The sequence below is a fragment of the uncultured Fibrobacter sp. genome (assembly GCF_937877005.1).
Taxonomy (GTDB): domain Bacteria; phylum Fibrobacterota; class Fibrobacteria; order Fibrobacterales; family Fibrobacteraceae; genus Fibrobacter.
This window is the reverse complement of sequence record NZ_CALEFV010000023.1, coordinates 17,661-40,612: the sequence shown is the minus strand read 5'-3', so window position 1 is coordinate 40,612 and position 22,952 is coordinate 17,661. Positions and strand designations below refer to the sequence as shown.

General features: G+C 49.2%; 22 protein-coding genes, 1 tRNA gene and 1 pseudogene. 8 read left to right on the top strand and 16 right to left on the bottom strand.

The genetic code is table 11. From position 1 onward, the window contains the following. From Q0628_RS01395 to Q0628_RS01330, 14 genes and pseudogenes are all read right to left on the bottom strand, one after another. Positions 1 to 725: pseudogene (locus Q0628_RS01395) on the bottom strand (type VI secretion system ATPase TssH); the annotation flags it as partial. A gap of 342 nt (positions 726 to 1,067) precedes the next feature. Further along, a complete protein-coding gene (locus Q0628_RS01390) occupies positions 1,068 to 2,450 on the bottom strand; it encodes a TldD/PmbA family protein (protein ID WP_298767794.1) in 1,383 nt (460 codons plus the stop codon). 36 nt (positions 2,451 to 2,486) lie between these two features. Further along, the gene (gene hisF, locus Q0628_RS01385; RefSeq protein ID WP_298767793.1) at positions 2,487 to 3,263 is read right to left on the bottom strand and encodes an imidazole glycerol phosphate synthase subunit HisF; all 777 of its coding nucleotides are present in this window, start codon (positions 3,261 to 3,263) and stop codon (positions 2,487 to 2,489) included. Between the two features lie 4 nt (positions 3,264 to 3,267). Beyond that, positions 3,268 to 3,591: a thioredoxin gene (trxA, locus tag Q0628_RS01380; protein WP_298767792.1), complete on the bottom strand. Its 324-nt coding sequence runs from the start codon at positions 3,589 to 3,591 to the stop codon at positions 3,268 to 3,270. A gap of 38 nt (positions 3,592 to 3,629) precedes the next feature. Beyond that, on the bottom strand, positions 3,630 to 4,271 hold the full coding sequence (locus Q0628_RS01375) for a hypothetical protein (protein WP_298767791.1): 642 nt from the start codon (positions 4,269 to 4,271) through the stop codon (positions 3,630 to 3,632). A 53-nt stretch (positions 4,272 to 4,324) separates the two neighbouring features. After that, a complete protein-coding gene (locus tag Q0628_RS01370; protein WP_298767790.1) occupies positions 4,325 to 5,992 on the bottom strand; it encodes a PCMD domain-containing protein in 1,668 nt (555 codons plus the stop codon). A gap of 10 nt (positions 5,993 to 6,002) precedes the next feature. Continuing rightward, entirely contained in the window at positions 6,003 to 7,295 is a 1,293-nt protein-coding gene (locus Q0628_RS01365) for a PCMD domain-containing protein (RefSeq protein WP_298767789.1), read from the bottom strand. 12 nt (positions 7,296 to 7,307) lie between these two features. Continuing rightward, entirely contained in the window at positions 7,308 to 8,072 is a 765-nt protein-coding gene (locus tag Q0628_RS01360) for a DUF3575 domain-containing protein (RefSeq protein WP_298767788.1), read from the bottom strand. A gap of 69 nt (positions 8,073 to 8,141) precedes the next feature. After that, positions 8,142 to 8,735: a DUF1007 family protein gene (locus Q0628_RS01355; RefSeq protein ID WP_298767787.1), complete on the bottom strand. Its 594-nt coding sequence runs from the start codon at positions 8,733 to 8,735 to the stop codon at positions 8,142 to 8,144. Between the two features lie 21 nt (positions 8,736 to 8,756). Beyond that, positions 8,757 to 10,310 carry a hypothetical protein gene (locus Q0628_RS01350; protein WP_298767786.1) on the bottom strand — a complete coding sequence of 518 codons (1,554 nt, stop codon included), beginning with the start codon at positions 10,308 to 10,310 and terminating at the stop codon, positions 8,757 to 8,759. Between the two features lie 45 nt (positions 10,311 to 10,355). Further along, a complete protein-coding gene (locus Q0628_RS01345) occupies positions 10,356 to 11,120 on the bottom strand; it encodes an RNA methyltransferase (protein WP_298767785.1) in 765 nt (254 codons plus the stop codon). Positions 11,121 to 11,211: 91 nt separating this feature from the next. Then, positions 11,212 to 11,282: transfer RNA gene (locus Q0628_RS01340), tRNA-Gln, on the bottom strand. A 44-nt stretch (positions 11,283 to 11,326) separates the two neighbouring features. After that, positions 11,327 to 12,724 (bottom strand): carboxypeptidase regulatory-like domain-containing protein, encoded by a 1,398-nt coding sequence (locus tag Q0628_RS01335; RefSeq protein WP_298767784.1) that lies wholly within the window; start codon positions 12,722 to 12,724, stop codon positions 11,327 to 11,329. 2 nt (positions 12,725 to 12,726) lie between these two features. Then, positions 12,727 to 13,578: a TIGR02147 family protein gene (locus Q0628_RS01330; protein ID WP_298767783.1), complete on the bottom strand. Its 852-nt coding sequence runs from the start codon at positions 13,576 to 13,578 to the stop codon at positions 12,727 to 12,729. Between the two features lie 225 nt (positions 13,579 to 13,803). On the opposite strand from Q0628_RS01330, the gene Q0628_RS01325 reads away from it, so the two are divergent. From Q0628_RS01325 to Q0628_RS01315, 3 genes are all read left to right on the top strand, one after another. Further along, entirely contained in the window at positions 13,804 to 14,592 is a 789-nt protein-coding gene (locus tag Q0628_RS01325; RefSeq protein ID WP_298767782.1) for an alpha/beta hydrolase, read from the top strand. A 126-nt stretch (positions 14,593 to 14,718) separates the two neighbouring features. Beyond that, positions 14,719 to 15,468 (top strand): hypothetical protein, encoded by a 750-nt coding sequence (locus Q0628_RS01320; protein ID WP_298767781.1) that lies wholly within the window; start codon positions 14,719 to 14,721, stop codon positions 15,466 to 15,468. 15 nt (positions 15,469 to 15,483) lie between these two features. Further along, positions 15,484 to 15,933 carry a hypothetical protein gene (locus Q0628_RS01315; RefSeq protein WP_298767780.1) on the top strand — a complete coding sequence of 150 codons (450 nt, stop codon included), beginning with the start codon at positions 15,484 to 15,486 and terminating at the stop codon, positions 15,931 to 15,933. 2 nt (positions 15,934 to 15,935) lie between these two features. Here the strand turns inward: Q0628_RS01315 and Q0628_RS01310 are convergent, their stop codons facing one another. After that, on the bottom strand, positions 15,936 to 16,658 hold the full coding sequence (locus Q0628_RS01310; RefSeq protein WP_298767779.1) for a UDP-2,3-diacylglucosamine diphosphatase: 723 nt from the start codon (positions 16,656 to 16,658) through the stop codon (positions 15,936 to 15,938). A gap of 40 nt (positions 16,659 to 16,698) precedes the next feature. On the opposite strand from Q0628_RS01310, the gene Q0628_RS01305 reads away from it, so the two are divergent. Genes Q0628_RS01305 through lnt form a run of 3 tightly spaced genes read left to right on the top strand, consistent with a single transcriptional unit; the run spans position 16,699 to position 19,953 of the window. Next, the gene (locus tag Q0628_RS01305; RefSeq protein WP_298767778.1) at positions 16,699 to 17,262 is read left to right on the top strand and encodes a hypothetical protein; all 564 of its coding nucleotides are present in this window, start codon (positions 16,699 to 16,701) and stop codon (positions 17,260 to 17,262) included. Positions 17,263 to 17,301: 39 nt separating this feature from the next. Further along, positions 17,302 to 17,985 (top strand): 16S rRNA (cytidine(1402)-2'-O)-methyltransferase, encoded by a 684-nt coding sequence (gene rsmI, locus Q0628_RS01300; RefSeq protein ID WP_298767777.1) that lies wholly within the window; start codon positions 17,302 to 17,304, stop codon positions 17,983 to 17,985. Between the two features lie 33 nt (positions 17,986 to 18,018). Next, positions 18,019 to 19,953, top strand: a complete 1,935-nt coding sequence (lnt, locus tag Q0628_RS01295) for an apolipoprotein N-acyltransferase (RefSeq protein ID WP_298767776.1) — start codon at positions 18,019 to 18,021, stop codon at positions 19,951 to 19,953. Here lnt and Q0628_RS01290 read toward each other — a convergent pair. Continuing rightward, complete coding sequence (locus Q0628_RS01290) at positions 19,950 to 20,591, bottom strand: alpha/beta fold hydrolase (RefSeq protein ID WP_298767775.1); 642 nt, start codon at positions 20,589 to 20,591, stop codon at positions 19,950 to 19,952. The two genes, lnt and Q0628_RS01290, sit on opposite strands and share 4 nt — an antisense overlap. A gap of 132 nt (positions 20,592 to 20,723) precedes the next feature. On the opposite strand from Q0628_RS01290, the gene Q0628_RS01285 reads away from it, so the two are divergent. Both Q0628_RS01285 and Q0628_RS01280 read left to right on the top strand, forming a co-directional pair. Beyond that, positions 20,724 to 21,680 (top strand): hypothetical protein, encoded by a 957-nt coding sequence (locus Q0628_RS01285; protein WP_298767774.1) that lies wholly within the window; start codon positions 20,724 to 20,726, stop codon positions 21,678 to 21,680. Position 21,681: 1 nt separating this feature from the next. Then, on the top strand, positions 21,682 to 22,905 hold the full coding sequence (locus tag Q0628_RS01280) for a hypothetical protein (protein ID WP_298767773.1): 1,224 nt from the start codon (positions 21,682 to 21,684) through the stop codon (positions 22,903 to 22,905). The last annotated feature ends 47 nt before the right edge of the window (positions 22,906 to 22,952 follow it).

Sequence of the window (22,952 nt, the reverse complement as noted above, 5' to 3'; positions counted from 1 at the left end):
CCCGCCATTAAAGCCGACAAATCCAACGCAAACAACTTCTTGCCTTTCAAAGCGTCAGGCACGTCGCCGCGATAGATTCGCTCGGCGAGGCCTTCCACAATGGCGGTCTTACCCACGCCGGGTTCACCGACCAGGCACGGGTTGTTTTTCGTCTTACGGCTCAGAATCAAGATGACACGGCGGATTTCCTCTTCACGGCCAATCACCGGCGAAAGCTTTCCGTCAGCGGCCATTTCCACAAGCTCACGTCCGTAGAGTTTCAGCGGAGACTGTTCCTCGGCATTGGCAGCACCCGCAAACGGATCCGAAAGCCAGGTTTCCACCACTTCCACGCTGCCCAGCGCATCTTCGAACACCTTCGCAAGGCCACGGTCGCCCGAGAATTTCATCAAGGCCACGAGCATATCGCCCGGGGTCACCATACGGTTCACCTGACGCGCCGCCTGCACCGAGGCACGCAAAATGCGGTTCAAGTCGTTATCGGGTTCCACGTCGGGGTTCACGCCCTCCATGCGCGGGATCTTCTGCACGAACGGCTCCAGCTTGCCGCGGAGCTCATTCGTCTTCGCGCCCTTCGACTTGTAGAGTTTCTTCAGGGTGGCATCAGGGCCTTCGACAAGCCCCACCGCCAAATGCGCCGCACCCAGGTAGGAATGCGAGCAACGGTCGCGCAGGCTCTGCGCCTTCGCCAACACCTTTTCTGCATCGTTATTGAAATCGGACATAAATGAACCTTCTTTTTATTTTTTCCGCTTCCTAAATGCAAAACCCGTGCCAATTTCCCAAAAAACGAAAAAAATGCATTTTTCGGCAATTTGCCCCAAAAAGAGCCCGCTATTCTCACCGGTCCAAAACAATGTTTAATAAGAAAATGGCGTTTTTTCAAAAAAAAACGCAATCTCGCCTCATTTTGAGACAAAAAGCGTTGTAAAACCGAACAACGCTTTGTTTCCACAAACCCTTTCTCTAGCCCATTTTCAGATTTAAATTATAGACATCTACCATAGATAACCAACATCCCCAAACACCAAAGACTGCATTCCCTTGGGGGGAATGCAGTCATTTTTTTACCTTCCGCCGACCAGGATCTGATCGACCTTAATTGTCGGCTGACCAACGGTCACAGGAACATGGCCAGAACTCGCTCCACACACACCGGCCGCCAATTCCCAATCGCTGCCGACCATGCTGATGCGGGGCATAATCTCGTGCCCCTTGCCAATGAGGGTCGCGCCGCGCACCGGCTCGCAAATCTTACCGTTACGGATAACGTAACCTTCATCGACGGCGAAGTTGAACTCGCCTGTCGCGGGGTTTACGGAACCGCCTGCCATGCGGGCGGCATAAAGCCCGTTATCGACACTCGCGATCATGGAATCGAGCGTATCTTTACCGGGGGCGATAAACGTGTTACGCATGCGGCTCACCGGCGCGTATTTGTAGCTTTCGCGACGAGCCGAACCCGTGCGGGCAACCCCCACTTCGACAGCCCCCACACGGTCACTCATATAGGTCTTCAATACGCCGTTTTCTATCAGCGTCGTACGCTGCGTAGGTGTCCCTTCGTCATCAAACTTAAGACTACCCCACACACCATCCATGGTTCCATCATCAATGGCCGTTAAACAGGATTGACCAATCGCTTCACCGATCTTTCCGCAGAACGGGCTCGCCTTGCGGCGTACAGCCTCCGTCTCGAGCGGATGCCCACAGGCCTCGTGGAAAATCACTCCGCCAAAGCCGTTACCCATCACGACAGGCATCTGACCGCCAGCGATGTACCCCGCATCAAGCATGCGCAGCACGCGCTCCGTCGCCGTAGTCGCCAATTCTTCGGGAGAATAATTCGCAAGCAGTTCATAACCGCCCAAGGCGCCGGGAGCTTCGTGAGTCGTCAAGCGTTCCGTTCCATCTGAAACCGTTACCGTCACATTTACCCGTAAACGCGCACGGTTCATCGTCAGGTTCAACCCCTCGCTATTCATGAGGCTTATCGTTGAACAGGAATCCGTAACTGACGCTCCGACCTGTACGACCTTATTCGAAACCGCACGGGCAGTCTTGTCGGCACGAAACAAAAAATCCTGCTTAACCGCTTGCCCCAGCAAGCGAGGGTCCTTGAAAGCCGCTTCGTTGTAATCGGAAATTCTTTTTTGCGGAGCAAATTCTATCGGCCTAGAGGATTTTCCTGCAATACGTCCAAAGGCAAGAGTCTGCACTAGCTTGACAAGGGAGTCTTCACTTTCGTCGCTGGTAAAACCGTAAAGGACCTCTGTCCCGTATATCAGTCGAATTCCGATTCCATACTCAGTCCCCGCCGTTGCAGTCTCTATCAGACTCGACTTAAGCCCAAGTGACGAACTACGAGTCTCTTCCTCATAAATCTCGACAAAATCCGCGCCGGCACTGCGGCCCGCTTCAAAAATCTTGACAGCAACAGACGGATTCATACAACCTCTCTAGCAGCCAAAGTTTTGGCCGCGAATCTACTTGTTGCGAACCGGCACACCCGCACGCCGCATGGCATCCTTGATGCCCGGCACCGTGTAGTCGCCAAAGTGGACCATTGATGCAACCAGGGCGGCATCGGCAGATGTCTTTGCGAACAAATCCACAATGTGGTCCGGAGTCCCCGCACCACCACTAGCGATAACCGGGACCTGTACCGCACGCGAAACCTGATCCGTAATGTTCAGTTCATAACCATTTCGAACTCCATCCGTATCGATGGCGTTCAAGCATATTTCTCCTACGCCAAGTTCTTCGGCACGGCGCGCCCATTGCACAGCGTCGAGTCCCATAGGCGTACGACCGCCACGGATATACACCTCGTAACCGCTTGGGAACTTTTCAGACACTCCCACAAACTTCGCATCCATACCAAGCACGATACATTGGCGTCCAAAGGCTTTGGCGCCTTCAGCAATAATGTCCGGATGCAGCACAGCAAGACTGTTCACGCTCACCTTTTCCGCTCCCGCAAGGAGAGCCTGGTGCATGTCATCCAAGTTGCGGATTCCACCACCGACTGCGAACGGGATAAAAACGCGTTTCGCAATCTGACGGATCATTTCCATATCGCAAGGCCGATTCTCGGCACTTGCCGTAATATCATAAAAAACAAGTTCATCGACACCGTCATCGCTATACCGCGCACCCATTTCTACGGGATCGCCAATGTCGACATTACCCTTAAACTTGACACCTTTCGTAACCTTGCGGTCACGGACATCAAGACACACTATCAAACGTTTAGTCAGCATGAAATTACAGGTTACGGTCGATAACTGCCTTGACGGTCGCCTTGGGCACAGCCCCAACGACATTACCGACTTCAACGCCATTCTTGAACAGCTTCATGTTGGGAATGTTCGTGATACCGAAACGTCCGCAAATGTCTCCCACGCCCTCGGCGTCCACGTCGATCTTCGCAATGATGGCACGGCCATCATATTCATCGGCGAGTTCGTCAATAATGGGGCCCATCATCATGCAAGGACGGCACCAGGTAGCCCAGAAGTCTACAAAGACCAGCTGCCCCGAAGAGATCACTTTGTCAAAATTTTCTGCAGTAAGGTGAATTGCAGGCATAAATGCTCCGTTTTTTTTATAAAATAGAAAAAGTTACACTAGAAGGCAAAGCCTATCGTGTAATTGAAATCCCAACCAACACCCACAGTAGCAACATCCTCTATATCGTCCTTTTCGTCCTTTGAAGCGGAGTACTTTATGTAATTGAGACCGACATCAAACGACGAGGTAAAGTGGCCCGAGCGGATCTTGTGTCCCAAATACAGTCCACCGCCGAAACCATTCGCATGAGAGGATACGTCCTTTGACGCATTATTTTTATACTCGTAATCCAGTCCGGCACGCTGGTAAATAAAATGAGCTGCAACGAACAAGCCGCGATGGCCATCGGCAAAGTAAAACCGCAAGCCCTCCGAGATGCCAAAAATGAATATATCCAATTCTTGATCGCTACTCGAAAAATCTTTCCAGATAATATTCGGGCGAGTAATCACGGACATGTTACTCCCCAAATTTCCTTCAATAGTCAAATAGATTGACGGAATATCGAAAAGAGAAAGGATTAACATTGAAACCGGGTGAACCGACACAGCAAAAAGAGGTTCGTCATTTTCGACATGATTGATGTTGACAACAGGGGTCTCCGGTTCACTCGCTCCAGAAGTATATAGAGTCGGATCGGCTATTTCTGCCATTGCAAAACTACAGCCCAACACCAGCACGGTCAATATTTTCTTCATTGAACGATTCTCCTTAACTATACGCTAAAGATAGAAAAGATTCACAAAACACTTCAGAACGGTTCATAAATAAGGCGCATTTCGTCGGCCCAGAGGGTCGCCCCCACCGTTCCCAAATAGAGATTCCCCTGCGCACTGGACGCCATGACCACACGGATATGCGTCACGTCAAAATCATCCGGCGAGTCCGTCTTTTCGACATGGTTGTCAATTCCCGCCGTATTCTTGAGCCCTGTCGTAAAGAGACTCGAATTGTAGATTGGCGAAGCCTCGTCCGGGATACCATACTTGAATGCCAGGCGAATGGTCTTGAAACCTTCGCGACCCGCGTCCACAATGGATACGACATCGGGGTCATCTTCGCTATCGACCGTCGTCGCTCGGTACCAGGCACTTGCAACTAGCGTATTTTTGTCATTCGACGTTCTATACTGATTCCGGCCCTCGTAAGTCGTTCGGCTGCGATTTTCAAGAATGACATACAAATCACAGGAATCACCCTTGCCCTCGTACTTCACGTCAAATTCCACATACTTTGGCCGGCCATAAAACGGACGGCCGAAATCAATGAGTTCGTTTCCGTCGTCATACCCCGTCAATTTTAGCGTACCCACCGACTTAGGATTAAAATAAGCCACCAACATGTTACCGCTCGCAAAACGACCGAAGCTTAGAATCGTCGCATTTTTCGACTCCATTTTAACAACCTGCTCATCTTCATTGACAGTCAGAGTCTTTGTCGCCGAAATAGCATCGTTATTACCATTGTCCCAGCCATCAACATCGTTCTTATTCCCAAAATCATCCTCGATCCAGGAATTGAAATCACTTCCAGGGTACTGGTACCCCGCCTGCATCTTGTAAACACGCTCTTTTCCATCTACGATCACGCGAACATCCCTGGGTCTCGAGAAATCGTATGCTTCACCTACGGCAATATCGGCGGAAGCCCCCTCGCTTAGCCTTATCGACTTTACGCCAAGGCTTCGCAAATCCAGGTCCTTTCTGTAATCCATATCGAAAAATACCGTTGCGGATTCTTCGTCAATCATTCCTGCCACTTCGCCCTCGCCAACGACTATTTCTAGCAGTTTAGGAGAATCTCCCGAATCGGAAACATCATCCCTAGACGACGAATTAGTCGAAGATCCATTCTCTGCAGAAGAGCCTTTTGATGACGAAGACTTATCGGTCGAACCTCTTGTAGACGAAGAGGATTCCTCCGTTTTCTTTGCGCTACTGGAAGACTTCGGTTTATCCTGAATATCGAATTGGACCTGCCAAATAGAAGTCTTGCCGCTTTCGGAAACGACCATCAGATAAACGACGCGGCTCTGTGGAATGCGGATTTTGTCTCCTTCGCCCAAGCTCGACTTGACATAGGACACCTTCTTCGCAAGCGAATCAAGAGTCGCGGAGTCCGAAGGAAATTCCTTGAACTTTCCATCAACCAAATGTAATGTCGCTAACGAGCTCATGTCGAGACTCCCAATCGTCACGGAATCCCATTCCGAGCCCTCCGATGCAGGCAGAGAGACCTTGATTACATGTTCCGACGCATAAATTGCACATCCCCCATCCTGTTCTTCAAATATGATTTCGGACAGGGTCCTGTAATCCGATTCATCAAATGTATCATAATCGGCGGTACAGCCGACAAGGCTTACGACTAATATGGCCAGGAGCCTCGCTAGGGAAAGATTCCTTTTCATCATTTTCATTTTCTTTCTCCTAGTAAATCAATTTAAGCTGGTCCAGCGTGAGAGACGATCCTTCCCCGCCACGGTATTTATCAGAAGAGCCCAGAACACCTCCGGCAACAATATGCGCATATGCCGAAGACGCAAACATCACTATAATTTCGGCAACATCTTCCCCACCCGTTCCCAGGACCAAATCATCGGCAACGGGATAATCCCCACTCAAAATCCCAAAGGGGTCCCTTCCATATTCCAGCGTTACGGTCCTGGTTGTCATGGCAACACTCGCACTATCTAGAATGGCCCCTATAGCGACCACCTTATGTTCCTTGCTCACTAGCATCACATAAGCAAGGCCTCTCTGCGGGTAATCCTTGGAATTTCCTTCGACATGGTTGTAAGCATAAGTCAGCTCAAAAGCGATGGGACGCGCCGTAAAAGGCTGTCCAAATTTCATATCTTTCGTAATGTCGGATTCATCCGTCGAAGGGGTTCCACTCGCGTATCCCTGCTCATAAATATCAAGGGCTGTCATTCCTTCATAATCCCCTGTAAAATAGTAGCCCCCCGCCATTTTCCAGCTACCGTCAACAAGCAGGGATCCCGCCACCTCACGAGTCATTATGGTAATGCATTCACCATCTTCCACAAGATTCGCTTCCGAGGAAATTTTTATCATTGAGGCCGTTTTCTCCGTTGCCATCGCATCGCTCGTCGTTGCCCAAAATTTATTTCGGAGCGAGAAATCGGCTCCCGGCAACTGAGGTTCTTCCTGGCTAGAGCTAGATTCTTCACTACTCGAAGAAACTCCGATACTAGAGCTTGATGTAACACTATCCGAAGACACTACGGCGCTCGAACTCAATTTTTCCTTGCTACTGGAAGACACAGCAGCACTGCTCGAGGATTTCGCCTTGGAGGAGCTTGACTGAGCCTCGCTACTCTTCCTAGACGGATTTTCAATCTTCCAAACGGCCACAATACGGCTAGATCCATCCAGTACAACAAGATTCGCCCCCGATTCACCAATAGCAACGGCAGAGCCCGATTTTACCGGAGAATTCCAGTCAATTTCCGGATCAATTGGGTCATCATCCAACGCCAAATAAACTTTTTTCCCTTCAAGAACATCCAAGTCTTCTAGCTTGAGGCTATCAACCCACTTGTTCAAGATAATAGTCCGCTTATCGTAGTCAATATCGGCCTTTTCCGCCCCATCAAACAGCGAAAGGACGTCTTGCCTGGGAGCTACAGCCGAAGATTTTTCATCGGAACACGCCTGCAGGATTACTAGGAAAACAAGAACCATCCCGAATTTAAACATATGTCCCCGCTCCTAGAAAAAATACACCAGAGAAAAATCCAGAGCCAACAGGTTTATAGTAAAATTCACGATATTGTAGACAACCCTGCTATGCCTTTCACCGTTCTCTTCCACTTCCACGACATTGGAACTAAGTCCCAACAGACCAACGGACGTTTCAAAGGCAAAGCGGTTCAGCACCATAATGCAAACACCTGGATTGATACCCGCCTTAATGGTCCATCCCGTACTTCGCGTCTTATCCATATCCTCGCCGTCATCGACCTGCGATATGCCATAAGAATATTCAACCGAAACCGAAGTTTCGTTAAAGAAATAGATATTGCGTGAATCAAAAATTTTAAGATAGTTCTTCAAGAATGGTTGCACAAAAAAGCCGTTGTTTACATACTTCCGGTGTTGCTGAATATCAGCAATGTCCTCAAGAATCGAGAAATCTATGTCAAACCAGGTGCGCGAATACCCCACATGAGTACCGACCGCCATTGCATTCCTTATAAAATATCCACCGAAGAGTTCGGCTGTAAACATGTAGCCTTCTCCCTCATAGACATCTCCTATCAGGACATTAAGGACATCATCATCCGTATTTCCCTGAATTAGCGAAAGCGTCGCTCCCCCCAGAATACGTCCCTTAGCAATGGCCTCATCAGGTGAAACTGGGTAAAGGGCATCCAGCAGTCCCCTTTTTTTTTCTTCGGAAATCGTAGAAGAAGCCTGGGAAACAGAATCAGTTGCAGGGGCAGTCTGAGAAAGAACCACTTGGAAGCAGCTCAAAATTAATATAGCGAGTAGCTTCATCCTCATATTCCCAATAATAGGAATATTTCAAAAAAAGATGACTGCTCATTTTTTCTTGTACCTTAAATAAAGCCCCTCTATATCGGATCTAAACGCCTTGAAAAGCGTTAACCCCTGCAAGGCGTCATTAAAAAATTCTATTTCCAGCGATTCCGGGCCAGAAACATCCGCCTTTTCCATATCCGTCGTAATTTGAATATAATTCGTTGGATCAGCAACTGTCATGACAAGCATCGTATAATCCGATGTCGCCGGCCCCGAAAACACCGCTTCAAAGTTCAAAACGAGTCTGTTATTCCTAAAGGTCGCCTTGAAATTTCTGATATCGCGAACTCTTAAAAAATCCGAGCCCATTTGTACATAATTGTAATAATTGGATTCACGTAACGGTCCGAGAATAGCCTTGCAGAACCACTCATTTTCTTTTTGCGAAATATTTCCATCGCCATCGGCATCCCCAGTAGACATCATGGCGACGCTGTAAAGTTCGTCATAGACCCACTGGTTCCGCACCCCCGCAAAACCCGTTTCATCAAAAAAAACTACTATGGATGCGTCCACAAAGACATGCGGATGTGCACTCGCCAAGGTAATGGCGCACAAACAAAGCAGACACCATTTTTTCAGGGATAGACCCATTGCAGCCCCTGTCAATGCAGACTAGAACGCAAGAATGATGCCGGCAGTCAGGAGACCTAATCCAAGAGCGCCAAGTCCGATTGCAATGCCGCACTTAGTATCACCCCTATCATTTAGATCATGATTGTCCTTGACCATTTGCCGCGTATCATCACTATCGAATGCAGCAAGTTTTTCATAGGCATTTTTCTTGTCGGCGGCATCGCTCCAATCCCGTTCCGCCAAATACCATAGAACGCCCCCCGCAATCAGGGGAACGATAGAACCCCACAGGAGCCCACGACCGATACGGCGCTGGCTACGCTCCTTGTTAAAGGCGTTCTGCTCTTCGATAAATTCGAGATCATCCAGCACGGGTGTCATATCAACATAAACCAGGTTCGGCATAAAAGGCTTGATTTCCATCGTAACGGAAGTATCCCTATACCCCACTTTACGGAAATGAACCACAGCGGACACCTGAGGCTTAACCTCGTCAACAATGACATCCGTCATGTAATCGGGCATGCTGTTGAGAGAGGGTTCTCTATCCAAATAAACTTCCGCCGCTTCGGGATTCGAATTGAGCGTTAGCCTTGTAGAGGGCCGAAGCACCGGTATCGTCACCCGGTTTAAGCTATCCGCATTGATGCGCACCACGGCAGACCCCCACCATTCCACGTCCTTCAAGACCTTCATCACCGAAATCGTGTATTTGCCCGGGCGAATATTCCTAATCGTATCGGGCGCAACCTGCTTCAACGGGATGCCATTTACGAACAGGGAACAGGCTTCCGGTTCGGACAAGACCAAGAGATTCGCTTTTCCCGGAGGATACAGTTCTATAGTCTCTTCCGCTTCGCGAATAACCGGTACAACATAATTGGAAAGGGACAGGTCTATCATGACCTGATCTTCCATATTAAACAGACGCTTCAATTCAAAACGGAATATCTTAATATAGGGATTCTTTTTCGCTGCGGCGATACTGTCCTGAATTTCACGTTCGCGGAACTCCCGCTCCAGCTTTTCGATTTCCTCGTTTTTCAGGCGAGTTTCTTCCTTGGCAAGCGCTGTTTCCAAGTCATCATCGGCACCATCGTCGACAGGAGCCGCTTCGGCCTGATTCTCCGTCCCCGACTGGGCAGCCATGGAATCCCTAACAGCATCCGTCATGATGATTTCTGCGGTATCCTTCCGTATTTCGACATCCTCGTTTTCATCCTCTTCGACCGGCTCCACCAGCTGACCATTGCTCTCCTGCAGCGCCACGGCCTGTTCATCGGCAATCTGCTCGATCTGTTTCTGTTCTTCCTCGCTTGGTTTCTTGAGATAAACCGTATCGTTCTCGATCTTAACAAAAATCGCTTCCAGCTCCATGGAATCGCCATTTACCCAGTAGCGCACCGGTACCTCGCGACTCAGGGGAGCACTCGATGACGAAACCACCACGGGAGAGACAGAAGAAGACGATATTTCCGATGAAGACAGCTGATTTTCCGAAGACGACTGCAGAACAGAATCCGAACCATCCTGCGCATACGAAAAAATAGCCGTCAACAGCATTATTGACGATATGAGAACATGTCTAAACATATCCAAAAGATAAATAAAAAAGAGCCCGCAGGGACTCCTTTTTCGCTAATTTTTGCTTTTTAGTAACTTAGCGCAATAAATGGGGCCACGACCTTCGGAACGATCCGGCAGTGTGTGAACGCCAAACTCAGTCCGTTCCGCTCCAGGCAACAGGTCCGGTATTTCTACCATCCGCATCGCCGGGCGCTTTTTCAGAATTTTCCGCACGACATCGTCATTTTCCATTGGCGAAAGGGCACAGGTCCCATAAACGACCAATCCACCCGGCTTCAGCGCATCCACCGCCGATGCGAGAAGAGCCCCCTGTTCCACCGAAAGACGCTTCACCCGCTTAGACGACCACATGTCCAGATGCGAAGGAGAATTTAATACGTGACGATCCGACGAACACGGAGCATCGAGCAAGACCTTGTCGTAACATTCCTTCCTATGAAGGCCAAACTTTACACCATCGTACCCCGACACCTGGATGTTGGCACGCCATTCCGGCGGCAAGCAATTTTCGATGACATGGGACAGACGCAGGCGACGGTCTGGAGAACGATCATTACTTTGCAGACTACCCGTTCCCTTCAGCATCGACGCCATAATCAGAGTCTTACCACCAGGAGCAGCACACATATCCAGGACATCGTCGCCAGGTTCAACCCTGAGCGCGCGCGCAGCAAACACTGAAGCCTCGTCCAGATAATATGGCTCAAGATTTTCACCAAAACGGAGTTCCACCGCACACCCCTCCCCCTTCAGGGATTCAAGCAAAGCGGGCCAACGGTCTCCAAACAGGTTCTGGTAGTAGTCAAAGAATTCCATGATGACAAATATAGCAGGAAGTAGGCCGTAGCAAATTCCGGTTACTCATAAAAAAAACTCTCTGCTCAGGGGTATGAACAAAGAGTCTTCGTTGAGCTACCAGGATTCGAACCTAGACAAACAGAGTCAGAATCTGTTGTGCTACCATTACACCATAGCTCAATGCGAACGCAAAGGTAGCAAAAGAATTCGTCTTCGGCAAGGGGTTATTTGAAAATATTTTGATTAGGAGGCGTGTAGGTCATCCACTGTTGCCGCTGAATGCTCCCTTCCGGAAGTGAAACTGCAGTCAGTGTCACATAATAGGACATCGGCTTGTCCGATTTCCGCAGGGCATCCACCACCTTCGGAATACCGGAATAGAGAACGATTTTCTGATTTCCTACAGGAAGATCAGTCAGCAGGATTGGATTACAGGTCGCGTCCCGCACAAAATGCGAAGTTCCCTTAATACCCACAACCACACTATTCACCATACAGTTGCTGGACTGGGTCGAATCTTCACGGTCAATCACAAGGCTCACCCCACTTTCAAGCGCAGAGGGCTTTGTAAGAGTCACCTCCTTCACCTTCAGGGTATCCTTCAGACCATCAATCTCCTTCTTAGTCAAGTAGCGGGACACACCCACCTGTGTCACGATATCGTCCTGCATCTTGCGGAACTCGATTCTAAAGGAATCGCCCGGCAAAGAATCGGGAATCGGCAACCACCAGCGGCCCGAACTATCGGTCTTGGTCTGCGCCGTAAATTCAAGAGAATCGCCTTCCACGAATTCAAAACCGTAAATATCCCTAATTGTCATCACCTCGACATCGGCGCAGGGATTTCCATTCTTGCACAGAACCGTCCCCATAAGACGGGCAACATTTTTAGCCTCTTCTATAAGGGTATCGACACGGGTCGTGGTACTCCATACGACAGGTCCCGGGCTCACCGTATCGCCCGACTTGATCTTGCCAAGTTCGAGACTACGGTAAATCAAGCTATCCGGGAAGCCCAACGCCCTCATGCGGGAAACCGTCATGGAATCGCCCGGGAAAATTTCAAGCAGCCAATCGCTACCCGCCGGGACAATCATCGCAAAGGTATCGGCCGCAAAGACATCATTGCAGAACGGCGTACCTGAAATGCAGGTCATAAAGTGACCGCCCACAGAAATGGCGGAGTCCTCGACATCTTCGAAATAAAGCACGCTCTTCACGACAGCGGCCTTGGCAAGCTTGATGGAATCGGTCATGCCCGACCGCAAAGTCGTGCGAGGCAAGAAGAAAACTTCAATCGCCGAAGTGTCGATTACAGCGAGCTGGAATGTATCGGCCAATGCGGAATCAAAGGAGAACACCCCCTCGGAATCTGTCAGGACTTCGACCCGTTCGGGAACATGCAATACTGTATCATCTATGGTCGTGCGGGCCATGCGCACCAAGGCCGCCTTCGCAGGAGAACCATCTACGCGGGAAACAACGCCCGACACCTGGTATTCACTCTGCGCAATCGTGTTTCCGGTATCCGTTACGGTACCGGCAACATCTTCGGAACTATCACTGCAAGCGACCATGGCAAGAGCAGACACAAGCCACAGGAAAATCAACTTCAGGTTCATCCTCATTTTTCCTCCTCGGACTCAGGCGGCAAGTCCACCTTTTCCTTGCTTAACGGGAAAAACTGAATATTCATCTGACACACCATCGTTTCGCCTTCGTCGGAACGGATAATGTCAACGACTTCCTTACGGAAAAGATCGATCTTACTGATAATCCGTTCTAGACCTTCGGCAGAAACACTCATTGTCATACAAGATACATTTCTGCGTTCGGTACTATAGTGGTCCAAGGCATCCTTGCCGAGATCAATCATCTGTTTCTGGAACTGATGGACAAACAGCGGCGCAATTTCGGATCCGCTGAAGATGGCCTTGTTCACGGACCGGTAGAATCCCTTTTCGTCCAGTTCAATCAGCTGCAATGACAACAAGAGCTGAATAGCCTGCTTTGCCTGCGGAAGCGTAATACGCGGATTCAGGAACAGAGCCAATTCCTGAATGTTCTTCGGGCCGACGTTCAAGACGGAAAGAGCTTCGCGGACAGCCACATAATACCACTTACTATAATATTCCTGCTGGCTCTTGGTCAATGACTTTATAGCGCTAGGGAGAAGCGCTGACATCTGTTCGAATACGGCCTGTTTAGAGGCGGGAGTGGTGGCATGAGTAAAATCCACCATCAAGGTAAAATAGCGACCTTCCTTTTCATTCAGGCCAAGGGCAGCTATAAACTTGGGCAACATCTGAGGAGTCAGCGACTTGCGACCGCGGACAAGATCCAGATAGAAGCCGGACGAGGAATACCCCGCCTTCTTGGCAAAGGACCGGTAGGAGAAATAGCGTTGCACGGACTTACGGTAGTCGTAATAGTCCTGCAGGTATTTCCTGTAGTTATAGTAAGCGTATACATTCATCACTTTAAATATAATTTTTTTCATTTTTTTTGGGAACACCCTTTTTCAAACTTTACATGCACGATTGCGTTAATTTTTATAAAAAGAACAATTTGAGAACACTTTTGAAAAAAAAACTAATACGCTTCCCCATTTTTTTAGATATATTCAAGGAACACCCAATCCCATCCTTTGGACCTTCACCTTGAACAAGGTGAAGGTCCTTTTTTTCTAGATTTTCGAATCATGAATTTTACCTCTATCAAGACCACTCTTAAAAAGGCACTGTTCAAGGCCCTACGCATCCTGGGCATCCTACTCGTCATTTACATCAGCATGGTTTTCTACCTTGCCCTAACCGAGCGCAGGAACGCTTTTCCGCGGGCAATCTTCCACAAAGAAGCAAACGAAGCCATTAAGCAAACCGCAAAAGTTCTCTCCTGTACCTTAGACGACGGCACCGTGCTTGAAGGTTTCAGCCTCGGAAACGGGAACGCCCCCCTCCTGCTCTACTACCCAGAAGCCGACGAAGACGCGGCACAATTCCTCGCCCAGACCGGGACCATCCCCAACGTGACGTTAGTCACATTCAATTACCGAGGTAGCGCCAATAACAAGGGCACGCCTTCGGCTAAAAACTTCGAAAGCGACGCTATTCAAATTGCGGAATGCGCAGCCCAGATCAACGGGATGTTCCCGCAGATTCTAGCTGGTCGAGGAACGGGCGCAATTCTTGCCGCGGAACAGTGGAAAAAAGGACAGCAACTCGTCTTTATAGACCCCATTTTCAACATCGCAGACGCCATCGCCGAAAAATACAGACTGCTTTATCCAAAATTTTTAATTCGAACAAACATTTTATTCGATACGAGCAAATTAAAAAGTGATGTAGAACACATTGGAATAATTTACGACCGGAAAATTTTTGAGACTCGCACACGCGAACAAACGCAAAAAATCAAGAACGCAAAGACGATCAATCGCAACGGCGAGAGCCTTCGGAGCGCGATTGAGATGTTGTTAAAAATCAATTAATCCGTTCGAAATAACAGTCGCCGAACCGCTTTGGGGCATTGTGTTTTTTTTCTTAAAATACTTGCTTTTGTATAAAATTTTTATTAGTTTACCAAGAAAACCACAAATAAACAAAAGAGGTGTTTAATGGATAGTATCATCGTCAAAATGGATATTCGCGGTTTTCTGCGGTTTCCTGAACAAGCTATCAAAACAATGAAGCTTGACAAAATGGCAAAACAGGATTCCTCCAAGAAAGGAGTCATCACCGAAATTGGTCCCTACGCAGATATTGAGGTTGACCCCGTCGGCAAGCGCATCGCCATCACACCAATCAAGGAAGCCAAGGCCACGTCGTTCCGTTTTATCGTTGGTATAAACTCCATTAAGTCCAAGTTCCTGTATTTCAAGGGAGCGCTGAACGCCATCGGCGAAAAGATCGTCACGGGCGCCTACACGCTTGAAAAAGAAGGGAACAAGTACATATTCACAAGCAAGAATGGCTCCAAGAAGAAAGGCTCCTGGCAGCCAATCGCCTGCCGCAACGCCGTTGCCAACAAGACGATGCTTTCCATCGACTCCCGAGGAACCATCATTTTCGACCGTAACACTCGCGACGCCATCAACACCCAGGTTAACAGGACCATGGTTGCCGACTACGATCGCACCAAGAAGATTTTCAAGCTCACCTTCAGCAAGGACAAGGGCTTCATTAACGTGCGCACCATCGCAAGCCACGCTAACGCCTCGTTCATGGGAACATTCTCATCCCATGGGCTCGCCCTTCCCAAGAAGAGCTTCCGTACCGAATGCAAGGTCGAGGGCAAAACAGTCACATTCAATGTCGCTTCTTTAGTTGCAGAGCAGAAAGCCTCTGAAAAGAACGCCAAGAAGTAACAAAAAGAGGATAACATGATCGAAGTCCTAAAAATATTCTACACCACCCATTACAATTTCGGCGCAGTGGCAGTCCTATTGTTGCTCCTCTTGATATTTCTTCTAAGCAAGAAGAATTTCAAGTTCGCAATCATCGTCCTCATCGCCCTGATTGCCATGAACGTGGGTATTTATAAAAGGACCGAAGGCAATGCATGGACTATCACCATCGACCCCCCACAGACCGCTAATTCCGGTTACGATAGCTATAGCAAGCCCCAGCCGATCAAGATGACGTTCTCGGTTCACAAGAACTGGACTATTACCGACAACAAGGGCAACACCTATCACTGGTGCTGGGTTGATGAATACTGGGACCGATTCTCCAACACGGATGTAGTCGCCTGGATCTGGGGTGAAAACGCCAGCAAGAAGATGATGAAGTCCACGGAGACCCGTGCAGAAAACGCCGCAAACGGTGATTAGCCCTATTCAAAATTCTTAATTTCAAACTCACCTTCATCCATCTGGATGTAGGTGAGTTTTTTTATCCAATCTCCAGGCGAAGCAACCGTACCGCAATCGGTATTCCAGATACCCGCTATATGGTGATGTCCCAGAACACAATAGTCACACTTATTCTTCTGCATCATGCGGCGTGCCCAGTTCAGATATTCGTCAATCTTAATAACCCGGGATTCGCCCACCTTTCGACTGTTGCGCCCCACAAAACGGGCAAGCGCCATTCCCCAGTCCGGATGAATCTGACGGAAAATGAACCGGTTCAGCGGAAAATCAAGGATACGGCGCATGATCCGGTAACCAAAATCCGACTTCGCCACCCCATCTCCATGCTGAAAGAAGATCCTCTTGCCTTGAATGTCTATGACAAGTTTCTTGCAGACATTGACTCCGAGTGTCTCCGGAAAGAAATCCCCGTAAGCGAAATCATGATTGCCTTGCAGTAGATAAACCTTGCATCCGGATTTTACGAGTTCTCGCATCGCAAAGAACAAATCGAAATGATTGCGATTGATGTAATCGTTGTATTCGTACCAAAATTCAAAAAGATCCCCTACGATAACCAAGTGCGAAGCGGTCCCCTTAATCGTTTCCATAAAGTGAACCAGGGCGCTTTCGCGGTCGGGAATAGCCCCGGGAGGATTTACCCCGAGGTGCGCATCCGAAATAAAGTAGGCTTTCCGTTCCATCGCCCTCAATCTAACAATTTTTTTATCTACTTTTCAAGCGATGAGATTACACGTGTCCAAATCAGCCCTGTTCATCGGCATGCTCGGCTTATTTTTAGCCGGTTGTTCCATGAGCCTCACTAAATACACTCTTGAGGAATTTCCAAAGACGATTCCCTTTTTCGAGCCCATAACGCTCAGCTACGGAGGCGAAACCCTTTACCTGGACACAAACTTGCAGAGGGCCTACTCACTTGCCATCGATACGGCCAGCTACCCCATGGAGAATTGCCGCGGCGTTGCCCATATCGCAGCCTCCGCTGCACCGGATTCCTCGCCTAGCTCATGGAATGTGGGCGCCGCATTCATACCCTTCTGGCCCGCCATGCCCGTCGAAGAATCCTGGACATACAGCATGGAGGTCCGCATTTTTTGCAACGGCACCCTCACCTTCAAGGCATCGCTAGAAGAGCATGAACATGTCAATGCCTTCTGGTACGGAAAGTTGCGCGCCGACCTCGTGAACAGCGCTTCCGAAGAAATGCACCGCAAACTCATCGAGCGCCTCCGTTTCGAGACTCGCCTCAACCGCACTGCCGACCTAAACTTCGCTCAGGACTTCTAGCCGGTTCTCCCCTACGATTTACTATCTTTCTTTCAAGTTATGCACACACTCTATATTGTCGCAACTCCGATCGGGAACATGGAAGACATCACCTACCGTGCGGTGAGAATTCTCAAGGAAGTGCCCCTGGTGCTTGCCGAAGATACGCGCCATACGCGCGTACTGTTCGACAACTATGGCATAGACACACCCATGGAAGCGTATCACGATTTCAACAAGGAAAAGGTCACGCCCAAATACGTCGATTTCCTGAAGAACGAAGGCGATATTGCTCTCGTGAGCGACGCGGGGACACCGGGAGTTGCCGACCCCGCCTTCAATTTGGTAAGAGAGTGTGTACGCGAAGGCATCGACGTGAGGGCCATCCCTGGCGCCTGCGCCATGATTACGGCACTCGTCAGCAGCGGCATGCCCACCGACCATTTCAGTTTCCAATATTTCTCCCCCAAGAAGAGCGCCCAGCGAATCCACCTACTCGAAAAACTCAAGGAGGAAGAGGCAACGCAAATTTTCTACGCGAGCCCACACAATATCGACAAGTTTGTCGAAGAAATCGGACAGGTTTTCGGAGAAATCAAGATTGCCCTGATGCGCGAACTCACCAAGAAGTTCGAAGAGCACCTGATCGGGACACCTGCCGAAATCACGGATCACTTCAAGGCTCACCCGCCCAAGGGAGAATTCGTGCTCATTTTTAACCCTCAGGACAAGAGCGGACTATAATACCACGGGATACGACGAATAACGGTCGAAAACATGATTGAGCGAGTCAAGTTGAAATTTAGTGCACTTCCGAAGATATTCTGGATTTATCTAGCCGCCCTTCTCGTTGTCGAAATCATCGCACTCGCACTCCGTCCCGACTTGCCGGGACTCTACACGCATATTCTGCAGTATCTGGCCCTCCCCATTGCAGCCCTATTCCTTTTATTCAAGCCCATCCGCCACAATATCCGGCGTTGGATCTATACGCTTGCAGGCACCGCATTCGTCTTTCTCGCCTTAGACTACAGCCTAGCTGACTATAACGGCGCCGGCCATGCGGGACTCGCTCAAATCGTCGTGACCGCCTGTCCCGTAAGCTTTTACTGGATCGTCCTCTTTTGCCGCTGGAACTATAGGCACATCAAAAGTTCCGATTCGAGAATCGCGCTCCTGCTATCTTCCTTTGCCTGGGGACTTTACGCATTCGCCTACCCGCCCATGCCACTTGGCCCCGCAGCGCTCCTTCTGCTCGTGCCCTGGTTCATCGTCTTAAACAGGTACTCCCGCGGTCAGGCCATGTTCGCAACCTTCTGGTCGGGCATGCTTTACAATGCGATCAACTACTACTGGATCTATAATGTGATGCATGTGGAAACAGCTCCATCCGGACTCATCCTGTTCGGTTTATTCCTACTGATCGCGTTCTTCAGTGCCTATAACACGCTCGCCGGATTTATTTACACGCTCGCCCGTTCCGCCACATTCAAGGGGTACCGTATTCTACTCCCGTTGTACCCCCTATTCTACGCAGGTCTTGAAATGACTCGCACCAAGGGTGATTTCGCCTTTCCGTGGAGTCACCTAGGCTACGTATTCGGCAATCACCTTGAACTTCTGCAGATGCTCCCCTTTATCGGAATTTTCGGATACACCGCACTAGTGATTGGTTCGAACCAAGCCGTAGCGCACGCCTTCTGCAAGTTCCAGACTATCAGGAAGGCGGTTCCCGTCCTGGCCATTCCCGCAGCCATTTTTGTTTTGCTACTCATCCAAGGTTGCATCGTTCTGTCTAGGCCCGAAGCCGCTCCGTTCAACGGAGCCAACAGCAAGGACAATCCGACCATCGCCCTCGTGCAGCCAAGTATACAGCAGGGGGCCAAGTGGAGCAAGGAGCGCTTCAACGGCATCGTGAACAAAACTCTCGGAATGATTAACGACAGTGTCGCTTCCAAAACGGACCTCATCGTTCTTGCCGAAACAGCCATTCCCGATCATATCCGCAGACAGCCGAGAGTCATCGAAAGGCTGCACCGGACTGCGGATCACAAAAACGCAAGCATTCTCGTCGGCGCATTGGACTACAAGAGAAACGAGCGCGGCAGCATCCGCAAGTTCGACATCTACAACGCCTCCTTCCTGTTCACCCCCCAAGACGACCGTTTTCCCCAACGCTACATCAAGAAGCACCTTGTTCCTTTCAGCGAGCGCATTCCTTTCGACGACCTCTTCCCGATTCTCAATTACGTTGATCTCGGAGAAGGCGATTTCGTGACCGGCAAGGAAACCCCCGTATACCCCCCCTTCAACTGGACTCCCTATATTTGCTACGACGCCATCTTTGGCGACCTGGTTCGCGAAGCAATCCGCGAAGGATCGCGCATGATGGTGAACATCACGAATGACGGATGGTTCGGCAGGAGTACAGCCCCCTATCAGCACCTGAACCTCATCCGATACCGCGCCATTGAAAACGGCATGCCCGTCGCACGACTCGCTAACAGTGGCATATCGGCCTATATAGACCAATATGGCCACTTTGACGGGAATACAGAAATTTTCACGGACCGCGTCATCCAAAGAAAAATGCCCCTCAAGACGAGGGACACGCTCTATAGTCACATAGGGGATGCCGTCGAAAACGCCCTGCTCGTCTTTTTCGCCATCTACCTGCTTTTCGCGCTGATAAGCCTAAGGCAGCGCCACTAGAAGAGCAACATGGGCGGCCAATGACCGGCCTTGGGCCGTTCCCTAAATTCCACTCCCGGCAAGAATTCCTTCAGTTCCAAAGTCATCGCAGGGGGGACGGCCTGATCCAGGCGCCCGTAAAGCACCTGTATGTCGGACGGATCTATAGGAATTTCAGACTCGATACGGTTATCCGCCAGAAAATTCAAGCCGGCGCCGATTGCATCGGGCGGCATCTTGGCCGCAGCAGCCATCCAATCTTCTTGCCAATCGCCGAATTCTTCCTGAACCAACTCTTCGAAAGCATTTAGAACGACCGACAGGGATGTATGGGCCTGTTTCGCCATAAAGTGCAGGTTTTGGGAAGTCCAGTTACTTTCTTCGGAACCGAAATCGGCAAACGGAGCAAGCAGGATCCATTTCTGCCCCTGGGGATGGTGAGATGCCGCATGGAGCAGCGCAAACGCACCAAGGCCCCAACCGACCACATGGGTTGCCTTTGAAAGACCATTTATTTTATACAAGTTGTCTAGACAGGAAGCCATTTCCGCATAGGGAACAAAGGAATGGTTCGCAGCGGGCGAAACGCTGACAAGGTCATCTTCCCAAAGCGACAAATCCGATACAAAATCCGGAAACCAAATCCATTTTTCTGCCATAGGAACCTCTCACTTCATTCTCCGTATCCTCGTTTTAAATATATAGAGTATTTTCTAATAGAGTATACAATTGAAAAAAAAATTTGTCTTTTTTATTGACTTTTGTAATCACTTTAAATATTTTTTTCGTATATGAAAATTTCAAAATGCGTACTCGCATTTCTTTTGTTCTCTATTATATGTGCCTGTTCTGGAAACAGGCAATCTTCCTCTATTGACGAAACTCGCAACAGAGCCAACGACGCCTATCGAGAAATCGACCAAAACGCTCGAAATTCACAAACAAATCACGATGACATCGCTACGGCAAAGGCTGTTCAAGTTCCGGCAAAACCCGTCATCATGGTTCTCCCCACCACAAATGCGAAGGGTATTTCGGGATTACAGCAGGTTTCTTCCGATCCGCTCTCCAAAGCCGCCATGGACGGACTTAACGACTACCTCGCCAAGAAAAATTACGAAGTCAAGTCCCTTGAAGGCAGTACAGAACTCGAACACATCATCCAACTGCAAAACGACATCGCCGGAAATGACGAAGACCTCGCCTACCTAGCGAGCCTCGCCCTAAACGCGGATATTTTCATCAAGTATTCCGGCTCTATGGACGCCAAAGGTTTCGTCACTGTCGAGCTCAAAGCCTACGAAGCCACGACGGCGAGACTACTCGGTTCACAAAGCAGTTCCGTAGACAGCCATGGTCGCACCGAATTAGTCGACCAGCAGGCGAACTTCAAAACAGCAGCCAAAAAGGCTATGCCCTCTATCGAAAAGCAGATTGCCACCTACTGGAACGAAGACCTCAAGTATGGAACACAGTATAAGGTCATCATGAAAATCACCGGATCTTACGAATCTACTCAACTGGAAGACCTCGAGGACCGTATTACTCAAAGCCTTAAAGCCAAATTTTCAAAAGTCAAGGTCAACTCCATGACTGCCAAGACCCTAGACATTGTCGTCTACGCTTCAGCCACCGACTACGAAGATGTCAACGATGTTTACAGAACTATCCGCGAAACTATCCGTTCCGTGGCAGAAACCAAAAAGCAGAACATTACCAAAAAACTGATTGTCATGGAAATTCTGTAACATGAAAAAACTCGCGATATTGCTGTGTCTTGTAGCAGTCTTTCCCGTTTTCGCAGGAAAGGTGATTACTTACACCGCCGTATCGAACGAATCCCAAGAAGACGCCAACAACATGGCCATGGCTGGCATCGCGAAGCAGATTTCCTCGCAAGTCAACGTCAATCAGCAACTTTCACGACAGGAAACGACCGCGAATGGCCAATCTACCATTTCGGAAAAGTTCCTCATTCAAGACCAGGTCAAAGCTTTCATAAAAATCAAGGGCGCAACAATTACCCCAATCAAGGTCGACAAAGGTTTCAAAGCGACCGCCACCCTCGATCTAGATGTGTTTACGGCCGACATTCAATTCAAGTTACAAGCCCAGAAGAAGGAACTAGCGGACCTACAGACAACAATCGCACAAGCGCTCGACAACAGACAATACGCAAGCGCCATCAAGGAAATCGAGCGCGGCAAGGAAATCATCCAATCTTATGGAAAAATGTCTGATCAACTGGGACAAATCTATCCTATTGACAAATCCTACCTCCTCGAGCACAATATTCCGGACTACGAATCCAGGTTGCAAAACGAGCTGTCACAGATTCGCATCGAGGGACCGGCAGAGCCCTTTACACTCAGCAATCCCGAAATGCCCCCCTGGATTGTCACCGTCTATGACAGACATGGCCCCGTAGCCAACTTTCCTCTCGTAGCAAAGCAAAAGGGGCACATACTCCTAGAACGACGAACATCCTCAGACGGCTCGGCAACATTCAAGCTCAGGAACGTCAACATCGAAAATGCCCCCTATGTTATCACCATAGAGCCCAACCTTCCAGGACAGTGGCTTGAAACTGTCGGTTTGCGAAAAGCATTCGAGATTCCCTACAGCGTAAGTCAGGCAAAGTGCAGAATCCGCATCCAATGCTCCGAAGTCGCCAATATCTGCAACGCACTAGAAAAGAAGCTCGCAAAGAAGTCAATTTTTATCGAAGAAAATCCGGATCTGCCCTCACTCGAATTCAAGATGGCACTAAACGAAGTGAAACAGCTCAAGATAAACGCCAACACGACTCGGTATTCATACACTTTTGACTACATGCTCAAGGGCAAGGGCATTTCCTTCATCACAACAGTTAAGGAAAACGGCAAGACACCGACCGATGCCACCATACAGGCGATCGACAAAATAGACTTTACGCCGTTGCAGCAGCAACTTAGGCCGTTCTGCAACCACTAGGCCCTCTATCTTTGAAAAATAAAGTTCATATTTTCCTTTTGTCTTGA

Excerpts from the sequence above, each read along its gene's own strand:
- Q0628_RS01325 (WP_298767782.1), top strand. The coding sequence starts at position 13,804 with ATGAATTTTACCTCTATCAAGACCACTCTTAAAAAGGCACTGTTCAAG.
- Q0628_RS01350 (WP_298767786.1), bottom strand. The coding sequence starts at position 10,310 with ATGTTTAGACATGTTCTCATATCGTCAATAATGCTGTTGACGGCTATT.
- Q0628_RS01345 (WP_298767785.1), bottom strand. The coding sequence starts at position 11,120 with ATGGAATTCTTTGACTACTACCAGAACCTGTTTGGAGACCGTTGGCCC.
- rsmI (WP_298767777.1), top strand. The coding sequence starts at position 17,302 with ATGCACACACTCTATATTGTCGCAACTCCGATCGGGAACATGGAAGAC.
- Q0628_RS01290 (WP_298767775.1), bottom strand. The coding sequence starts at position 20,591 with ATGGCAGAAAAATGGATTTGGTTTCCGGATTTTGTATCGGATTTGTCG.
- hisF (WP_298767793.1), bottom strand. The coding sequence starts at position 3,263 with ATGCTGACTAAACGTTTGATAGTGTGTCTTGATGTCCGTGACCGCAAG.
- Q0628_RS01310 (WP_298767779.1), bottom strand. The coding sequence starts at position 16,658 with ATGGAACGGAAAGCCTACTTTATTTCGGATGCGCACCTCGGGGTAAAT.
- Q0628_RS01375 (WP_298767791.1), bottom strand. The coding sequence starts at position 4,271 with ATGAAGAAAATATTGACCGTGCTGGTGTTGGGCTGTAGTTTTGCAATG.
- lnt (WP_298767776.1), top strand. The coding sequence starts at position 18,019 with ATGATTGAGCGAGTCAAGTTGAAATTTAGTGCACTTCCGAAGATATTC.
- Q0628_RS01355 (WP_298767787.1), bottom strand. The coding sequence starts at position 8,735 with ATGGGTCTATCCCTGAAAAAATGGTGTCTGCTTTGTTTGTGCGCCATT.
- Q0628_RS01335 (WP_298767784.1), bottom strand. The coding sequence starts at position 12,724 with ATGAACCTGAAGTTGATTTTCCTGTGGCTTGTGTCTGCTCTTGCCATG.
- Q0628_RS01315 (WP_298767780.1), top strand. The coding sequence starts at position 15,484 with ATGATCGAAGTCCTAAAAATATTCTACACCACCCATTACAATTTCGGC.
- Q0628_RS01320 (WP_298767781.1), top strand. The coding sequence starts at position 14,719 with ATGGATAGTATCATCGTCAAAATGGATATTCGCGGTTTTCTGCGGTTT.
- Q0628_RS01285 (WP_298767774.1), top strand. The coding sequence starts at position 20,724 with ATGAAAATTTCAAAATGCGTACTCGCATTTCTTTTGTTCTCTATTATA.
- Q0628_RS01370 (WP_298767790.1), bottom strand. The coding sequence starts at position 5,992 with ATGAAAATGATGAAAAGGAATCTTTCCCTAGCGAGGCTCCTGGCCATA.
- Q0628_RS01365 (WP_298767789.1), bottom strand. The coding sequence starts at position 7,295 with ATGTTTAAATTCGGGATGGTTCTTGTTTTCCTAGTAATCCTGCAGGCG.
- trxA (WP_298767792.1), bottom strand. The coding sequence starts at position 3,591 with ATGCCTGCAATTCACCTTACTGCAGAAAATTTTGACAAAGTGATCTCT.
- Q0628_RS01305 (WP_298767778.1), top strand. The coding sequence starts at position 16,699 with ATGAGATTACACGTGTCCAAATCAGCCCTGTTCATCGGCATGCTCGGC.
- Q0628_RS01390 (WP_298767794.1), bottom strand. The coding sequence starts at position 2,450 with ATGAATCCGTCTGTTGCTGTCAAGATTTTTGAAGCGGGCCGCAGTGCC.
- Q0628_RS01330 (WP_298767783.1), bottom strand. The coding sequence starts at position 13,578 with ATGAATGTATACGCTTACTATAACTACAGGAAATACCTGCAGGACTAT.
- Q0628_RS01280 (WP_298767773.1), top strand. The coding sequence starts at position 21,682 with ATGAAAAAACTCGCGATATTGCTGTGTCTTGTAGCAGTCTTTCCCGTT.